At 64.2% G+C, this 15718-nt stretch carries 14 protein-coding genes; 5 read left to right on the forward strand and 9 right to left on the reverse strand.

Going from position 1 to position 15718, the window contains the following annotated elements; genetic code table 11:
* Window positions 1-13: 13 nt before the first annotated feature.
* Together NLM25_RS17210 and NLM25_RS17215 are read left to right on the forward strand one after the other, a co-directional pair.
* Window positions 14-355 (forward strand): hypothetical protein, encoded by a 342-nt coding sequence (locus NLM25_RS17210; RefSeq protein WP_254137757.1) that lies wholly within the window; start codon window positions 14-16, stop codon window positions 353-355.
* 101 nt (window positions 356-456) lie between these two features.
* Complete coding sequence (locus NLM25_RS17215) at window positions 457-1080, forward strand: putative 2OG-Fe(II) oxygenase (protein ID WP_254137758.1); 624 nt, start codon at window positions 457-459, stop codon at window positions 1078-1080.
* Between the two features lie 9 nt (window positions 1081-1089).
* On the opposite strand, the gene NLM25_RS17220 is transcribed toward NLM25_RS17215, so the two are convergent.
* Together NLM25_RS17220 and NLM25_RS17225 are read right to left on the reverse strand one after the other, a co-directional pair.
* Window positions 1090-3723 (reverse strand): spermidine synthase, encoded by a 2634-nt coding sequence (locus NLM25_RS17220; RefSeq protein ID WP_254137759.1) that lies wholly within the window; start codon window positions 3721-3723, stop codon window positions 1090-1092.
* A gap of 206 nt (window positions 3724-3929) precedes the next feature.
* A complete protein-coding gene (locus tag NLM25_RS17225) occupies window positions 3930-6125 on the reverse strand; it encodes a TonB-dependent receptor (RefSeq protein WP_375167830.1) in 2196 nt (731 codons plus the stop codon).
* 295 nt (window positions 6126-6420) lie between these two features.
* Here NLM25_RS17225 and NLM25_RS17230 point away from each other — a divergent pair, with 295 nt between their 5' ends.
* On the forward strand, window positions 6421-7092 hold the full coding sequence (locus NLM25_RS17230; RefSeq protein WP_254137761.1) for a general secretion pathway protein GspN: 672 nt from the start codon (window positions 6421-6423) through the stop codon (window positions 7090-7092).
* A 131-nt stretch (window positions 7093-7223) separates the two neighbouring features.
* On the opposite strand, the gene NLM25_RS17235 is transcribed toward NLM25_RS17230, so the two are convergent.
* From NLM25_RS17235 to NLM25_RS17245, 3 genes are all read right to left on the reverse strand, one after another.
* Window positions 7224-7520, reverse strand: coding sequence for a hypothetical protein (locus NLM25_RS17235; RefSeq protein WP_254137762.1), 297 nt, complete (start codon window positions 7518-7520; stop codon window positions 7224-7226).
* 102 nt (window positions 7521-7622) lie between these two features.
* Window positions 7623-8573 carry an AraC family transcriptional regulator gene (locus tag NLM25_RS17240; protein WP_254137763.1) on the reverse strand — a complete coding sequence of 317 codons (951 nt, stop codon included), beginning with the start codon at window positions 8571-8573 and terminating at the stop codon, window positions 7623-7625.
* A gap of 53 nt (window positions 8574-8626) precedes the next feature.
* On the reverse strand, window positions 8627-9574 hold the full coding sequence (locus NLM25_RS17245) for an AraC family transcriptional regulator (RefSeq protein WP_254137764.1): 948 nt from the start codon (window positions 9572-9574) through the stop codon (window positions 8627-8629).
* Window positions 9575-10281: 707 nt separating this feature from the next.
* Between NLM25_RS17245 and NLM25_RS17250 the strand changes: the two genes are divergently transcribed.
* Complete coding sequence (locus tag NLM25_RS17250) at window positions 10282-11211, forward strand: helix-turn-helix domain-containing protein (RefSeq protein WP_254137765.1); 930 nt, start codon at window positions 10282-10284, stop codon at window positions 11209-11211.
* Between the two features lie 106 nt (window positions 11212-11317).
* Window positions 11318-12235, forward strand: a complete 918-nt coding sequence (locus NLM25_RS17255; protein WP_254137766.1) for an AraC family transcriptional regulator — start codon at window positions 11318-11320, stop codon at window positions 12233-12235.
* A gap of 28 nt (window positions 12236-12263) precedes the next feature.
* Here the strand turns inward: NLM25_RS17255 and NLM25_RS17260 are convergent, their stop codons facing one another.
* The 4 genes from NLM25_RS17260 to NLM25_RS17275 all read right to left on the reverse strand — a co-directional run bounded on the left by NLM25_RS17260 (window position 12264) and on the right by NLM25_RS17275 (window position 15617).
* The gene (locus NLM25_RS17260; protein ID WP_254141203.1) at window positions 12264-13199 is read right to left on the reverse strand and encodes a catalase family peroxidase; all 936 of its coding nucleotides are present in this window, start codon (window positions 13197-13199) and stop codon (window positions 12264-12266) included.
* 417 nt (window positions 13200-13616) lie between these two features.
* Window positions 13617-13916, reverse strand: coding sequence for a hypothetical protein (locus NLM25_RS17265; protein ID WP_254137767.1), 300 nt, complete (start codon window positions 13914-13916; stop codon window positions 13617-13619).
* A gap of 66 nt (window positions 13917-13982) precedes the next feature.
* Window positions 13983-14486 (reverse strand): flavin reductase family protein, encoded by a 504-nt coding sequence (locus NLM25_RS17270; protein WP_254137768.1) that lies wholly within the window; start codon window positions 14484-14486, stop codon window positions 13983-13985.
* A gap of 48 nt (window positions 14487-14534) precedes the next feature.
* A complete protein-coding gene (locus tag NLM25_RS17275) occupies window positions 14535-15617 on the reverse strand; it encodes an LLM class flavin-dependent oxidoreductase (RefSeq protein ID WP_254137769.1) in 1083 nt (360 codons plus the stop codon).
* Window positions 15618-15718 lie beyond the last annotated feature (101 nt).

Genomic DNA, 15718 nt, shown 5'->3' on the forward strand with positions numbered 1-15718 from the left:
GCACACGACTGACATGCATCTGTTCCGTATCACCTTCTGCGCACTAAGCCTGCTCGCTGGTATCGGCTGCGGTGTGGCCGCCCCCGCGGCCGCTGTCCCGGTCTCGGACGAGCCGACCCGGGAAGACTGCAACGCTGCGGTTGCGGAGGCGCGCGCATTGGCGACCACGTTGCCGGCCGACCATCTCTCGCGTTACTTTGCCGAACGGCATTTGCTTCAGGCCCTGGTCGAAGCCGGCAACGGCGAGTTCGACGAATGCGTCGACATGGCCGCGCGAGCGTCTGACGAGGTCCGCGAACGGCGGCACGAGCTGCGGCCGGGGGAGAGGTTGAAAGTTCTCGGGGCAGACGAGTAGCAGAGCCTGAGAATTTTGGAGATCCTCCACGCTGTCATCGCAGCGTCATCCTTGCCCGGGCATTGTCGGCCCGCGTTTCAAGAACAGGTCAACGTTGCGACATGGATCAGATCGAGCCGCTTTTCCCGATTCCCCTGCTGCGCTCGCCGGGGCTGCTTCCGCCTTCGCTGAACGAAGCTGCCGTGGCCGCGATCCGGGACACCCGCGTCGAAGGCAATCTGCGCTCGGGTCAGCTGTTCCACACCGAGGTTGCCGACCCTCGCGATAACGAGCTGTTTCGCCAGATCGCCGAGCTTACGGTTCCGAAGCTGGTTGATTTCGGCGTCCTTCTGTTCGGCGAGGAGCTGCGCTGGACCGTGAAGGAGATGTGGACCAACATGCTCGAGACCGGCGGCAACCAGACACTTCATTCGCACGCCAATAGTTTCGTCTCGGGCATCATTTATCTGACGCCCTCGCATCCGGCCTGCAAGACGGTCTTCGTGCGGCCGCCCGGCGGATCCGACTTCTCCTTCCGGCATCACACGCGAAGCGCCGCCATCGGACCCTTCAATGCCGGCAAGTACGTCCTGCCGGAGGCCGAACCCGGCGATCTCGTGCTTTTTCCCAGCTACCTCTACCACGAGGTGCCGAGGAACCAGGGCGAGCAGAGAATTACGATCGCCTTCAACGCCATTCCCGATCATCTCGACTGCTGGGGCTATCGCGTCAACTTCGCGCCCTAAGGCGGTCGATCACTCGTTTCTCAGGCCGAATTCACGAAGCAGCAGGTCCCTTGCCTCGCGGCGCGACGGCGCCGCCTCGTTGATCTTGCGCAGCAGGCGTGCGGCGGCCGCGCGGTCCGAGCCGAGCAGGGATCCTGCCATCCCCATCAGCGGCCCATAGGCCGGATCGAACTCGGCGCTGAGGCGAAGCGCGTCGATCAGGCCCGGCGATGCTGCTTCGATCAACGCGGCTCCGCGCGGTTCGCCCGGCAAGGACGCGCCAGCTTCGAGAAAGCGGTTGCGTGCGGCCCAATAGGCGTTGAGGCGCGCGCCCAGCGCCTCGCGCTCGGCTGCGCGAGCGAGGAGCTCATTCGGATCCGGTCGAATGTCTTTCGTGACGGCAAGCAGCAATGACCAGGGCGCCGCCGTGAGCGCGCGGATATTTCGCCGGGCGTCGAAGGTCACGAACGGATAGTCGTCCGTATTGCGCGGGCCATCGCCTGCGAACGTGGAGAGAGCTTGCGGGCCTGCCAGATATTGGCCGAGGAGATCGATCGGGGCCTCAAACCCCAGCGGGCGAACGACGGATGCGGTCGCGGGATCACGAAGCCGCGCAGCGAGCGCATTGACATCGAGATGGCCGCGATCCCTGGTGCCAACGAGCGCCAGCATCGGTGTACGGACACTGTAGTGATTGAGCCAGGCCGAGCCGTCGGGATAGACGTCGAGGAAGCCGCGGACGATCGCGCGCAGGGACGGCAGATCGAGCTGGTACAGCGGCAGCCATTGGCAAAAGATGCCGCCGGGCGCCAACCTGCGCTTCACGGCCCCGAAATGCTCCACGGTGTAAAGCGCACCGCTGCCGTCGAGTGCGGGATGAAACAGGTCGGCGATGATCACGTCATGCTGGCTCGTATCCGCAGCGACGTAGCGGCGGGCATCCGCCACGGTCACCCGCGGCACTGACGTCGGCGTCGGATTGACGAACCAGGGCAGCAGCTCCACCACTTCGCGGGAGAGTTCGACACCGAGCACGCTGACGCCTGGCATCTGCGCCCCGCCGACCATGGTGGCGCCGGTGCCGATGCCCAGGAACAGGGCGTGGCGCGGGGCCTCGTGGAGCAGCAGTGGCAACATCGCCTGGCGGTAATCGGATCGCGTCGAGCTCGTTCCACCCATGCGGAAGTGGCCGTTGACCTCGAGGTAGCGCGTACCTGAGGCGTCATCGACGACGCTCGCCGTCGCCATCGGCCCTTCACGGACCGCAAGCAGCGCTCCGCCCGACGGCACGCGCGTCAACGATGGCGCAGGATTGAGCCACAGCACGAGCGCAGAGATTGCCGGGGCAGCAGACCACAGCAGCGCCGATCGGCCGGGCGGCAGCAGCAGCAGATAACCCAGCGCAACGGCAAGCAGTGCCGTCCATGCGCCAAGGGCGGGGATCAGGAATTGCGCCGCCACCAACGGCGCGATGCAGGCGCCAAGACTGTTGATGCCGACCGCAGATCCGACGGAGCCGCGCTGATCGCTCACCCGTTGCGCCAGCAGGCCGAACAATGCGCCCATTGCGGTCGCGGGCAACAGGAACAGTACAATCGCCACCGCCAGCTCGCCGAATAAATCCGCATTGGCTGCGGTCTCGACCAGGCGGCCCGCATAGGGAGCGAGCACCGCGGTTGCGATGCAGGCGAGGGCCGTCGCGGCGAGCAGGCCGCGGAGATTTCCATCATTCGCATCTCGCCCGGTCCGCTGCCACAGCAGGCTCCCCGCCGCGGTGCCGAGCAGGTAGGCGGCCAACAGTCCAGCGAACGTGTAGACGGTGTCCTCCATCACCTGTGCGGCGAGCCGGACCACAAGGACCTCGAAGGAGATTCCCAGCAGTCCCGTGGCAAACAAGGTGATCGTGAGCCGCAGGTCACGAATTCGTTCCGGCCGCCGTTCCTCGGCAGCGGCCTTGCCCGCCGCCGATCCGAGCACGAGTGCGCCGAGGGCGCAGAACGCGTTGACGCCAACGAGGCAGAGCAGCGTTCCCGAAAATCCGAGCGCCGGGATCAGGAGAAATGTGGAAGCGAGCGTGCCGGCCAGAGCTCCAGCCGTATTCGCTCCGTACACGCCTGCCGTGACGCGTGCCTCGCCGCGCGCGTCCCGCATCATCCGTTCCAGGGCGGCCAGGGTCCCGCCCATGGCCATCGTTGCGGGCAGCAGCACGAGGGTCGGCAGCGCCAGGCTGCCGGCCCAGAGCAGGGCAGCAGACGGTTCGGTGCCGAGCAGGGGGGACAGGGCGCGACCGGCTGAAGGCAGCAGCCAGACACTGATCAGGCCCCAAACCGCAATCACCGCTTCAAGCATCGCATAGACGCGCCATGGCGATCTCGAGCGGCGGATCGGCCGATCGAGCACGAACGCGCCCAGTGCCAGACCGCCGAAGAATCCGGCAATGACTCCGAGCACCGCCATCATCTCGGTGCCCAGGGCAAGGCTCAACTGGCGCGTCCACACGATCTCGTAGCCCAGCCCCGCAAAGCCCGACGCGGTCACGATCGGGAGGAGGGCCCAGGCGCGGCTTGCAGCCTGACGGGCGCGCGCCGGCGCGGCCTCGTTCTGAGCTGCGCCCGCGAACCGGTCTGCCGAAGCGATCGCGATGCTGTCCGGCTCAGATTGCATTCCCCTCACTCCTGTTTCGAACGCGACCGGCTGTGCGGGGCAAGCCGAGATCCTGGCGATCGCATGTTGCATAGGTCGAGCCGGCGTTCTCGGCCGATCAGAACATCCGCTCTATGTCAGATTTTTTCAGTATTTGTGACGGTCGCGGGCGGCCTTCGCGTCCAGGCTGGTCGGCGTGGCCCATTGAGGCCGCAAGCCCGCTGCGATCAGAATCTCGCCGCCACGGTCAGCCGCACCGCGAGGGGCTCGGCCGGATGGACGTGGCGATCGGCAACGCCCTCGATGGGCTCTCCCGGCAGTCGCGACAGATAATAATATTCGATCTGGTTGGTCTGGGCGTTGAAGAGGTTGAGCACGTCGAGCTGCACCCGCAGGCCATTGTCGAACTTGTACCCGGCGCGCGCGTTGAAGATCAGCGACGACCGCGAGCGGACGCTGTCGTCTTCAATGAGAGGACGCGGACCGAAATAGCGCGCCTTCAGCGCGCCGAACCAGCCGGTGTCGCCGCCCAGCGTGATCGCGCTGCTGGCAACCCACGCCGGCGCGCCGGGAATGCGGGCCCCGGCAGGGTCGAAATCGGTGAAGCGCGCGTGGGTCTGGGCGACGTCGAGATCGACCGTCATCCACGGCAGCGGCTTGTACTGGTTCGTCCACTCCACGCCGACACGGCGGCTGGGCCGGCTCGGCTCCGTCGTGCCCGCGTCCCCGACGAACAACAGCTCCGAGTCGAAGTCGAGCACGAATATTGCCAGCGAGCTGGTGAGCCCCTCGATCGGCCTGGTGCGGATGCCGAGCTCGGCGCCGCGAGAGCGCACAAGCAGCGGCACGCGGTCAAGCGGGGTTACCTTGTCATTGGGATCGACCGTGATCGTCGCGCCGCGTATATCGTTACTGTGCAGGCCGTAGCCGGCATTGCCGTAGAACTCGGTCTTGAACCAGGGGCCGAGCACGATACCGGCCTTCGGGCTCGCCATCGATGCCTGCGCGTTGCCCGAATTCTCCGGCGTATCGCTGAAGACGTGTCCGGCGAAAAAATCCTCGCGTATCCCGACAGTGGTATGCAGCCAGTCGTTCCAGTGCGTGGTCGTATCGGTCCAGAGGCCGATATTGCCCTCCTGCACGCGGTCATCGCGGACGGTCGAGAGCCATGTCCGCTGCTCGGTCTTGAACAGGCCGACATGGATGTCGTCATAGCGGCCCTGCATGCCGACGCGTGTCTGCATTTCGAAAGCGGCAAAGCGCCAGTCGAACGTATGCCGCGCGTCGACGCCGCCGAGAGTACGACCGTCGAGCTGGCTGAATTGGTCGCCATTGACAGGGTTGTCGAGAAAGTAGGTGAAATTGTTGAACAGTCGGAGGTCGGAACGCACCACATAGGCGCTGACATTGGTCTGTCCGTAGTCGCTCGATTGCGCCCAGTTGCCCGACAGGCTGAAACGGCTGGAGGTGCCGCCATCGCTCGGATCGAGCGAGCCGAGGCGGGTGATCAAGCCCTGGTCGATCGCACGCTGCGGGACCTGGTCAGTCGAGTTCCAGCCGTTGGAATAAGCCATCGCCGTCAGCGTCAGGCCGTCGGTCGCGGTTCCCTGGCTGTAGCGCAGGACGCCGTTGAGCTTGCGGACATCGTCCGGCACGTCCCATGGCCCATCATATTTGACCGCCTCGACCGCCGCCAGCAGCGTGCCACCGCCAACCGGGTTCGATCCCGCGGCCAACGCGCGGCGATAGCCGAAGCTGCCAAAGGTCATCTCCGCGATGTTGTTCGGCAGCTTGTTGACGTAGCTGATCGCCAGGGCGCCAGCGGACGCGAAGTCGCCTTGGTCGGCGAAATACGGCCCCTTGCGGACGTCGACAAACTGGATCAGCTCGGGGATCAGGAAATTGATGTCGGCGTAGCCTTGCCCATGCCCATGGGTCGGCATGTTGACGGGCATCCCGTCGACCTTGATCGCAAGATCAGTGCCGTGATCGAGATTGAAGCCGCGCAGGAAATACTGATTGGCTTTGCCCTCGCCGGAGTGCTGCGTCACGATCAGGCCCGGCACCACTTCCAGCGCCTCACCGGGCCGCGAGAACGGGACCGCGTTCACTTCCGCGCCGCTGATGCGGACTGCGCTGGCGGCGGTCGGCTGCAACGCGGGCGACGCGGTGGCCGCGGCACCGGTCGCACCACTGCCCCCGGTCGGACTGTCCGTGCGAGCGGCGGTCTGGTTGCGCGAATTCCCGCTTTTCGGCGGTCGTTTGCGGGCGTGCCGTTTGGGATGCTGATCGTCCGGCGCCGCAACGGCGATCGGCGGAAGCTCGCCGGGCGCGCCCGTGCCGCGCTCGTGAGCCGCTGCTGGAAGTGCGCACAGGGTGGATGATGCGACGGCGGAAATTACCCGCAACACGACCCCACGCACCACCACGTCTCCACTCGACAACCAGTTTCAGCAAAACCACCCTATAACGGGCGAGTATGACGATCCAGCAACAATATCATACTCGCGCCCGACGGGCCGTCGAGGGGCTGCTGAGTGCCGGATCGCAATAGGCCGTGGAAACATCAAAGGGGTGGCCGTCGCTTCGCACAGATGTCACACGGCGGGCCGATAAGCCTTGCTCCCCTTGGCGCTGTGCTCGCCGAGCCCCGCCTGCCGCGAATGCAGGCTGCCGGCTTTTCCCGACCGCGAGTCCTGCGTTGCTGTGAACCAACCGATGACGAGGGACATGAGAGGGCAGCACAAGGGGACGCGGCAGATATTGGCGCGGTCTACGCTCGTGATAGCGCTTCTGCTCGGCGTTTCCGCCTCGGCGCTTCCCGCGGATTTCTCGGACATTGATGTCCCAGGCTTCACCGAATCGGGGTCCAGCCGTCCATTTTCGGAGTCTCCCGCGACGTTGGCTCCGGCGGATCGGGCGCCATCGCGCTCTCCCGTCAAGCGCGAGGCGATGCGCGGCAATCCGCTCTGGGCAGTCCCGCTTGCGGCACTGTCGGACACGAACGAAAGGCCGATCTTCTCGGCCTCGCGGCGGCCGTCGCCGCCACCAGTGCTTTCGGTGCCAGCGTTGAAAGCCTCGTCAATGCCGCCGAGCCCGCCGCCGGTAGAGCTGCGGCTCGTGTTGGTCGGGACCGTTGTCGGCAGCGATCAGAGTGTTGGAATTTTTGTCGACGAGACAAGCAAGGCTACGGTGCGCCTGAAGCTCGACGAAGATTATCAAGGCTGGAGACTCGGCTCTGTAAATCACCGCGAGGTGACGATGGTGCGTGATGAGCGGACCGAGACGCTGACATTCCCGAAAGCAGGCGGAGTCACGTCCGCGGCAGGAACGGCGGTTGCGGAAAGTGCGGTGAAGCGAGGCAGCTCACACACGGCTCAGTACGACTAAGTGAGCCAACGCCATTGAGGGCGCCTCGTGTAATCACGGGCACCCATTCAGGACGACATTACGTCATATCCGAGATGCCCTGCTTGCGGCCTCATGAAGACCGGGATCGCCAACAACCGAAACGTCAGAGCTTAAGGGGTGGGGCAGCTCGACATCGATGACGCCCGCAGCGGCCAGCCGTTGCGAAAGAAAATCGGCTCGGCGACGGTCGGGCGGCCCCAGTCGGCGTAGGGAAGCTGGGTGCCATCATGGGCCATGATCGACATCGCCAGGTTCGTCCTTTGCAGGGACTGCGGTGGAATTTCCACCTGCTCGCCGGTTGCAGAGGTGAAGCGAACTGCCAGCGAAAGCCCATACACGATCGTCGTTGCGACGAGTCTCCGTCGCGGTGGAATTACAAAGCGGCTGGCGAAGGTCTTCGAGGTCATCGTTCGTCTCCGTCTGTTGGGAGCGCTGGGGACCTTGATGATCTACCGGATCAGAACTGCAACTGCGCCAGCGCGATTGCGGTACCTGCAGAGCGATTGCTGCTACCGCATGCGCCGTCGCCAATCGCTCGGCGTTTCGCCGGTCAGTTTCTTGAACGCCGCGGCGAACGCATTTTGTGAGGCGTAGCCAAGCTGTGCGGCCACCGACACGATCGGCGCATCGGTATCGCGCAGCATATTCATGGCCTGATCGAGCCGCTGCTGGCGCAGCCAGGCATGGGGCGAAAGCCCGGTACTCTCCTTAAAGGCGCGGCAGAAGTGGAAGCGCGAGAGCCCGGCATCCGATGCGAGCGCCGTGAGCGACACGTCAGCATCGCTGTCCGAGCGCAGGCGTTCGATCGCGCGTCGCAGAACATGGGCGGACAGGCCACCCATGATCGGCTCGAACGTCGATGGCACGCCGGTGTGCTCGGCCAGGATACGTGTGGCCAGGACATCCGTCAGTTGCTGCCTGAACAGGAGATCCAGCGCGGCATTGCCTTCCAGCACATCCGCTGCACTCATCAGCAGCCCGGACACGACAGGGTCGGGATGACCCGTTCGTTCCAGGAGATCGCCGAGGGCGGGCGCGTTGGCTTCGCGCACGACACGTTCGAGCGCCGTATGCGGAAGGTAGAGTTGGATGACGTCCACGAAGCCGGGGATATCCCATCTTGCGCTTGAGCCGGCCGGAATGATCGTCACGACCCCGGCGCGGGCCGTTCCGATCGCGACCGATTTCCCGGAGCGGCGCTCCAGGCGCTGAACGCCTGTGGGGTAGGTCATGATGACGTGGTCTGTCATGGGTTCGACAACGTCATGCAGCGCGCCGTGCTTCCAGTGCGCGATGACGCCGCTGGAAGGGTCCGAAGCCATTTGGAGCGGTGCGGTCTTGAGGACGCGCGCCATCTCCACGTCGGCACGGCGCCGCTCGGTGACCCCCGTATCGCGATGTCGCGCGTTGGGATCGACGAGCAAGGCCGCCAAAGGCTCGTGCTGGATTGGATCGTCCATCGGGCTGTTCTCGTGGTCGAAAAGGCATTTCGTTGATTCTGGGGAGATCCCCGCTAGCGCACGCGCCGCCGCCAATCGCTCGGCGTGTCCCCGGTCGATCGCTTGAACGCCGCAGCGAAGGCCGTCTGGGAGGCATAGCCAAGCTCCATCGCCACCGACACGACCGACGCGTCGGTGTCGCGCAGCATGTTCATCGCCTGCTCGAGCCGGTGTTGCCGCAACCAGGCGAGGGGCGAAAGCCCGGTGCTCTCCTTGAAGGCGCGGCAGAAGTGGAAGCGCGACAGGCCCGCATCCGAGGCGAGGGCATCGAGGGAGACGTCCGCATCGCTGTCTGAACGCAAGCGTTCGATGGCGCGAAGCAGGACTTTCGGTGAAAGCCCGCCCGTTGTCAGTTGGAACGCCGTTGGCGAGCTGGTATGCGCGGCCAGGAGGCGCGTGGCCAGGAGATCCGTCAGCTGATGCCTGAACAGCGCGTCGAGGGCCCGATTGCCCTCCAGCACGCCGGCCGCGCTCAGGAGCAATCGGGACGTGATGGGATCGGGATGCGCAGTTCGCTCCAGGAGATCGGCCGGGTTGCGGGTCCCGGCCTCGTCGGCAACGCGCCGCAACGTGGCGTGAGGAAGATAGAGCTGGACGACGTCAACAGGCTTCGGAATGTCCCACCGTGAGCTCGAGCCCTCCGGAATAATGATCACGACCCCGGGACGGAACGTTCCCTTGACGACCGAGCTTCCCGACCGCCGCTCCATGCGCTGCACCGTACCGTTGTAGGCCATGATGACATGGTGGCTCATTGGCTCGACGACGTCGTGCAGCGGCTCATGTTGCCAGTGGGCGATCCCGGCGCCGGAGGCGTCCAATGCCATGTGAAGTGGCGCGGTGTGGAGGACGCGCGTCATCTCCTCGTCGGCAGCGCGCCGGTCGGCGGGCGGCACGTCGTTCTCGCGCGTCCCGGGTTCGACCGGCAGAGCGTCCAGGGTGTCGGCCGTCGGCGTGCTCATGAATTGTGCTCGTGTTGGGGAGGTCTTGCGTTCAATTCCCGCCGGCGATTCGTTGGCCAGTGGACGGAGCGGTGACCTCCACCGTGTTCGTGACGATGATGGCAAACAGAGCTCGGTATCGTGCGGCGGATGTGGTCTCGCCGTTGGTCACGATGGCCGCAAGCGGCTGTTGATTTCATGCGCAATCGACGTCGCGAGTTCTGCCCCCGGTCTGTGACCCGGGGTTTTACGGTTCTTAAGGTTGCGTCGTACCGCCGTCTTTCCCAAAACAGGTGTGCTTTGTCCGATTCTGCTCCAAGGCCCGCACCCGCATGTGATGAGGCGCGCCGCACGGCGAATCGGAAGGCGGCATCTGACTTGGGGCAGGGGCTCGCGGGCCCAGGCGCGCAAGCACTTGCGAGAATCCTCATGCACGCGGGTTTTGATGCCGCGTCCGCCTGAACACGCGTCGGACAAAACGCCTGTTGGGATTTCGCAAACGCACGATGGAAGCGGGCCCGAGCCCGGTGGTGGCGAGGCCAGAAAGGGCCGGATCACATTGAAACGGCTTCGAAAATCGCTTGGTCGACGATCGATCGCGTTCGATTGGCGCAGATGCCAATTCCGTGAGCTGGTCTGGACCGTCGCTTGCCGATCTCCAATAATGAGGCCGACCTAATGGGCCGATAGTTTGCCCCTCTTCAGCTCCACGAATAGAGCCGATCGATATGGCGCATGCCGGCACCTTCGGACAGCGGATAGGGCGGCAGTTGCACCTGAGAGATGCACCGCCCTCGCTGGTCACGCGTTCACTGCGCGGCATCGAACTGTCGGTCACCGAGACCCAGGATGACAACCCCGTGCCAGGCCGTTCCGGCTCGGTGGCCGATGAGGCTTATATCGTCAGCCTGAAGCTTCACAACTACCCGGACTGCGAACTCTGGGATCACGGCAAGTGCGTCATGAAGGCGGATGTCAGAGCCGGCACGACGTATCTATACGACCTCAGGAGCGATCCGGGCTTTATCATCGACAAGCCGTTCCATTCCCTCCAGTTTTATCTTCCGCGTTCGGCGCTTGCCGGTATCGCCAGGGAATCACGTACCCAACGTGTTGGCGACCTCGCCTGTCAGTTCGGTTACGGCCATGACGACAAGATCATGCGTCATGTTGGAGCATCTCTGTTGGAAGCACTGAGCTGTCCGTCCGAAGCCAACCAGCTTTTCATCGATCACATGATGCTCGCGTTCACCGCGCATATCGCAGGGGCCTATGGTGGGCTACAGAGCAGTGCCGGACCGGCGCGCGGCGGTCTCGCCCCGTGGCAGGTGAAGCGAGCCTGTGAAAGGCTCGACGCGAATCTCGGCAGGACGCTTTCATTGCAACAGATCGCGGCTGAGTTTGATCTCTCGGTCAGCTATTTTTCACGCGCATTTCGCATCTCGACCGGCCTGCCGCCGCACCAATGGCTGCTGCGGCAGCGCGTGAAGACGGCCAAGCAGTTGATGGCAGTGCGCGACTTGCCGCTGTCTGAAATCGCGATCTCGGCCGGGTTCGCCAATCAAAGCCATTTGACGAGGGTGTTTTCGGCCTTGGTCGGCATGAGCCCGGCGGCATGGCGCCGTGAATCGCTAGGCTTCTCCGAAGAGGACATTTGACGATACGCGCTGCTCGCGGGAGGGTGCTTCGTGAATCTTACGATGGTCGCGGCCTTCGTTGATGATAACACTCTTCCGGCCAACTCCACTCAAGGGGACGGTGCACATGAAGTCGACGGGGTTCTACGGTCAGGCTGTGACCCAATACTTGCATCTGGAGCATCAACCGTCCTCGTTGATCACGCGTTCGCTTCGCAATGCCGAGATCGCGGTTACTGAGGTCCTGGATGATACTTCGGGCGAGATGGATCTTCAGGATGCCTATGTTGTCGGCCTGAAACTTTACGATTACCCCAACGCCGAGCGCTGGGAGCGCGGCAAGCCTGCCGCCAAGACCGATATTCGTGCGGGCGCAACACACCTGTACGACATGAAGAAAAATCCGCGATTCATCATCAACCAGCCGTTACATTTCCTTAATTTCTATCTTCCGCGCTCGGCGCTCGACGGCATCGCTGAGCAGGCCGGCGCACCGCGCGTGGGTGAGCTCCCGTCCCAGCTCGGCGGCGGCCATGACGACGCAGTCGTCCGTCATATCGGTGGGGCGCTCCTGCCAGCGCTGCGTCGGCCGGCTGAGACCAACCATCTCTTCATCGATCACATGATGCTCGCATTTACCACGCACATCGCGCAGACCTATGGCGGGCTGAGGTGGGGCGTCAGAGTGCCCAGGGGCGGTCTCGCCCCATGGCAGGTGAAGCGCGCCTGCGAAAGGCTCGACTCCGACCTCGGCGGGACGCTTTCGCTGCAGCAGGTCGCGGCCGAGTTCGGTCTGTCGGTCAGTTATTTTTCGCGTGCATTTCGCACCTCCACCGGCCTGCCGCCGCACCAATGGCTGCTGCGGCAGCGCGTCAAGGCGGCCCAGCAATTGATGACCGTGCCCGATCTGTCACTGGCCGAGATCGCACTGTCGGCCGGGTTTGCCAATCAAAGCCACTTTACGCGGGTGTTCTCGGCGGCAGTCGGCGTGAGCCCGGCGGCATGGCGACGTGAATTGTTGGGCCTCGGTGAGAACGAGACGTGATTCCGGCAATGCCGGCCGCATATTCTGGTCAACGACGCTTCGCCAGCGAGATGGCATAGGCGGCGCTGCGCGCGGCGAAGATCTCGTCGGGCGGATGGGCCATGCCTTCGGCGAGATTTGCCGGATCGAAGATACCGGCGTCGCATGTTTCGTCTGGCTCGAGGCCGGTGATCACGATCGTTCCCAGCCGAACTTGTTCGCGATTATCCTCGTCGGGCCATCGGATGGTCACGTCCATGGTGGGATCGCCGGGACGATCAAGCAGCGCCATCACGCTGAAGCGGACGTCGCCGCTGGTGACCCGATGTTCGAGATCGTCGTGCAGGAAGCCGGCGGACTTCGCCGCGGCTTCGCTTTCCGTCGGCGTGACCTCTGCGCCGACGGGGGCGATCTTGAACTTGATGAACCGTGTTTCGCCCGTCGAATTCGTGGCGGGAAATGAATGCACGGCCCAGTAGGTCGTGCCGGCAAAACTCCGGGGCAGGGGGTGCGCGGCGATGTAACTGGCCTGATGCAGCGTTTCGGGGTTGGCGGCGGAGAATGCCTTGACCCTCTCCATGTCCTGACCGCCGTCTGGTCTCGGAATGCGCGCCTTGAGGAAAGCCAGCATCTGGTCGAGCGTCTTCGCAAAATGCACGGGAGCACTTTGCGCGAGAACGTCCGAGCGGTGGCGGCTGTCCCCGAGCCTGAAGCTCAAGCCGCGCAGCACGAGCTTGTCGCCATCCGCGACATTGGGATTGCTGCCACCGACCGAGAAGCGCGCCAGCACGCGCGATGGTCTCGTGAAGCTCCGGGATCTCGTAATTTCCTCCGCCCGATCCGACGGGACATAGGTGCCGCGGACGCAACTGCCCCTGGCAAAGCTGGCGCGGGTCTTTGGCGGATCACCGGCCACCGCTCTCAGGGCGTCGACGATCGCCGCGAGGGTTGCGGACGGAAATCGGGACGTTGGGGGCTCCTGGATCGACACCGCAACGATCTAGCGGACCTGGCACCTCGTTACCCCAGAGCGATTGCTGCGATTACAGAGCGATTGCTGCTGGCGCGGGGGCCGCAATCGCTCGGCGCCGCTGCCGGTGGTTCACGGACATGCGACAAGGCGCAGGTTCCTCGCTGAGCAACGCCCACAACGAAACCGCAATCAATTGGGCGAGACGACCGTGAACAGGGCGGGGCTGTAATCGTTCAGGTTTTTCAATTGATTAGATAGCGGCGTGTGCGCGACGCGTGAGCCGGGAGATCAAGAGAAATCCGTTGTCGGCAAGCGCGGGCGGACGTTCCCTGGTGTGATGCCGGCGTTTGAAGAGAGGCGGACCAGGGGATGCGAACCGAGGCGATCGCTGGTCAGTTCGAGAACCTGCACGAGTGCCGACGGTGACGGCTAAGGTATTCGTTCAACGTGAGCGCGGATCGCCTGCCGCTCGGAATCGATCCAGCCATGCTTGCGGGCCTTGGCCACCATCTCCGCATATTGCCGATCCCAGCTTGCATCATCGGGGCGGCCCGCCAGGGTCGGGACCAGATCGATCGAGACGAGCCCATCACGATCATCGAGAAGCGTGATGCCGTTCCAGCTCTGGGTACCCGTGTGGACACCGGCGTGCAGCACCAGCTTGAACCTGCGGAAGTCGTTCGGTTCGGTCAGTCGGACGACACCGCCGTCCAGGCATTCGATGATCACAATGGCGCTCCTTCCTGCACTTTCGGCCGGCCTGGTGTTGATGCCAGGATTGGCACCAAGGGGCGACTATGCTTGCGGCAGCGCGCGCAGCGCCCCCTGGAAATTGACCAAGGGATCGCCGTTGCCGCCGCGGGTGGCCACGATCCTGCCGATGAAGAGACCGTGCGTGCCGACCATCTGGTGATGGTGCAGCACGCACTCCAATCCGCCGATCGCCGGTTCGAGCAAGGGCACGTCGAGCACGCCTTGCTCCCATGGGGCCGTCGCGAACCGGTCGATGCCCTTCGCACCGCCGGCGAAACGCAGGGCTAGATCCTCCTGACCCCGGCCGAGCAGGCTGACCCCGAAGCGGCCATTGGCGAGGATCGCGGCATGCGTTTCGGAGCTTGAATTGACACCGACGAGCAGACAGGGCGGCTCCATGCACAGCGAGGTGACGGAGCTGACCGTCAGCCCGCGCCGTGTGGTCTCCGATCCCGTCGTCACGATCGCGACACCGCTCGCGAGGTTGCGCATGGCCAGCCGAAACTCCTCGGCTTCGACCGACCGGATACAGGTCATTTGAGACATCTGGCATCCCATGACGTACCTCCTGACCTCGCTCCCCGCCGGTTGCGCTTACGCCGAAACCGCTTCGCCCGCGACCTTGCCGCGTCCGGATTTCAGCTCCTTCCGGATCGCAGGAATGATCTTGCTGCCCCACAGCTCGATTTGCCGCAGCATCGTGCGTTGATCGAAATCGCCGAGCTGGGTCTGAAGCGCGATGTGGGTCGGCTTGAGAATGCTGATCTCTTCCAGCATGCGGTCGATCACCTGGTTGACGCTGCCGACGGGCAGGTTGTTTCGCATCGTCTCCAGGCTCATGTCGTTCGGGCCGGCTTCTTCCTTGATCAGATAGCCGTCGTCGCTCTGCGCGCGCCGGAACTTCAGGCTTTCGGAGAGCCGGCGCTGGAAGCGGGCACTGTCAAGATACGACTGGATCTCGCTGTCGTTGTCGCTGGCATAGGCGCAGCGCAGGAAGCCGAAACGGGTGTCATCGATGGAGCGGCCTTCCTTGGCTGCGATTCCCTCGAGGCGTTCACGGAGGGCCTTGATGGCGTCGAGCCCGTTCAGCAACGCAGTAACGAACAAATTGTGGTTGTCGCGAATGGCGCGGCCAAGCGTCTCGCCGTGGCCCGACGTGACCCAGATCGGTGGTGTCGGCGTCTGCACGGTGCGCACGGCGATGGCGGTCGGCGGCATTTTCAGGTGCTCGCCGGAATAGGAGAAGATGCGCTCGCGCATGCCGGCCTGGAGCACGTCGTAGAATTCGGCGAACAATGCATGCGAATGGTCGAGGTCGACGCCGAAACGGTCGAATTCGAACTTCTGGTAACCCGAGCCGATGCCGAGATCGAGGCGGCCGTTCGAGACCGTGTCGGCGAAGCCGATCTCGCCGAGCAGTCGCGCCGGATTGTACAGCGGCAGCACGCAGACGGCGGTGCCGAGGCGGATCCGCCTGGTCAGGCCGGCGCAATGCGCCACCATCATCAGCGGCGAAGGGCACAGGCTGTAATTGTTGAAATGGTGCTCGGCGTACCAGGCCGTATCGAAGCCGGCGTGCTCGGCAGCGACCGTCTGCTCGACGGCGTTGTTGATGACCTGCTGCGAGGTTTGATGATAGCCGCGCTGCTGCGCCAGAATGAATACGCCGAATTCCATCGGTTGCGTCCTCCACTGCATCGCGGTCGCTCTTGCGATCCGCCGGTCGCTCTTGCGACGCGTTATCAGCAAGCTAGGGCCTTGAGCTTTTTCGAACAATT

It is taken from the genome of Bradyrhizobium sp. CCGB01 (assembly GCF_024199795.1).
Lineage (GTDB): Bacteria > Pseudomonadota > Alphaproteobacteria > Rhizobiales > Xanthobacteraceae > Bradyrhizobium.

What these genes read in the sequence shown, in the direction of transcription:
- NLM25_RS17210 (WP_254137757.1), top strand. Translation starts at nt 14, where the DNA reads ATGCATCTGTTCCGTATCACCTTCTGCGCACTAAGCCTGCTCGCTGGT.
- NLM25_RS17215 (WP_254137758.1), top strand. Translation starts at nt 457, where the DNA reads ATGGATCAGATCGAGCCGCTTTTCCCGATTCCCCTGCTGCGCTCGCCG.
- NLM25_RS17220 (WP_254137759.1), bottom strand. Translation starts at nt 3,723, where the DNA reads ATGCAATCTGAGCCGGACAGCATCGCGATCGCTTCGGCAGACCGGTTC.
- NLM25_RS17230 (WP_254137761.1), top strand. Translation starts at nt 6,421, where the DNA reads ATGACGAGGGACATGAGAGGGCAGCACAAGGGGACGCGGCAGATATTG.
- NLM25_RS17235 (WP_254137762.1), bottom strand. Translation starts at nt 7,520, where the DNA reads ATGACCTCGAAGACCTTCGCCAGCCGCTTTGTAATTCCACCGCGACGG.
- NLM25_RS17240 (WP_254137763.1), bottom strand. Translation starts at nt 8,573, where the DNA reads ATGGACGATCCAATCCAGCACGAGCCTTTGGCGGCCTTGCTCGTCGAT.
- NLM25_RS17245 (WP_254137764.1), bottom strand. Translation starts at nt 9,574, where the DNA reads ATGAGCACGCCGACGGCCGACACCCTGGACGCTCTGCCGGTCGAACCC.
- NLM25_RS17250 (WP_254137765.1), top strand. Translation starts at nt 10,282, where the DNA reads ATGGCGCATGCCGGCACCTTCGGACAGCGGATAGGGCGGCAGTTGCAC.
- NLM25_RS17255 (WP_254137766.1), top strand. Translation starts at nt 11,318, where the DNA reads ATGAAGTCGACGGGGTTCTACGGTCAGGCTGTGACCCAATACTTGCAT.
- NLM25_RS17270 (WP_254137768.1), bottom strand. Translation starts at nt 14,486, where the DNA reads ATGTCTCAAATGACCTGTATCCGGTCGGTCGAAGCCGAGGAGTTTCGG.
- NLM25_RS17275 (WP_254137769.1), bottom strand. Translation starts at nt 15,617, where the DNA reads ATGGAATTCGGCGTATTCATTCTGGCGCAGCAGCGCGGCTATCATCAA.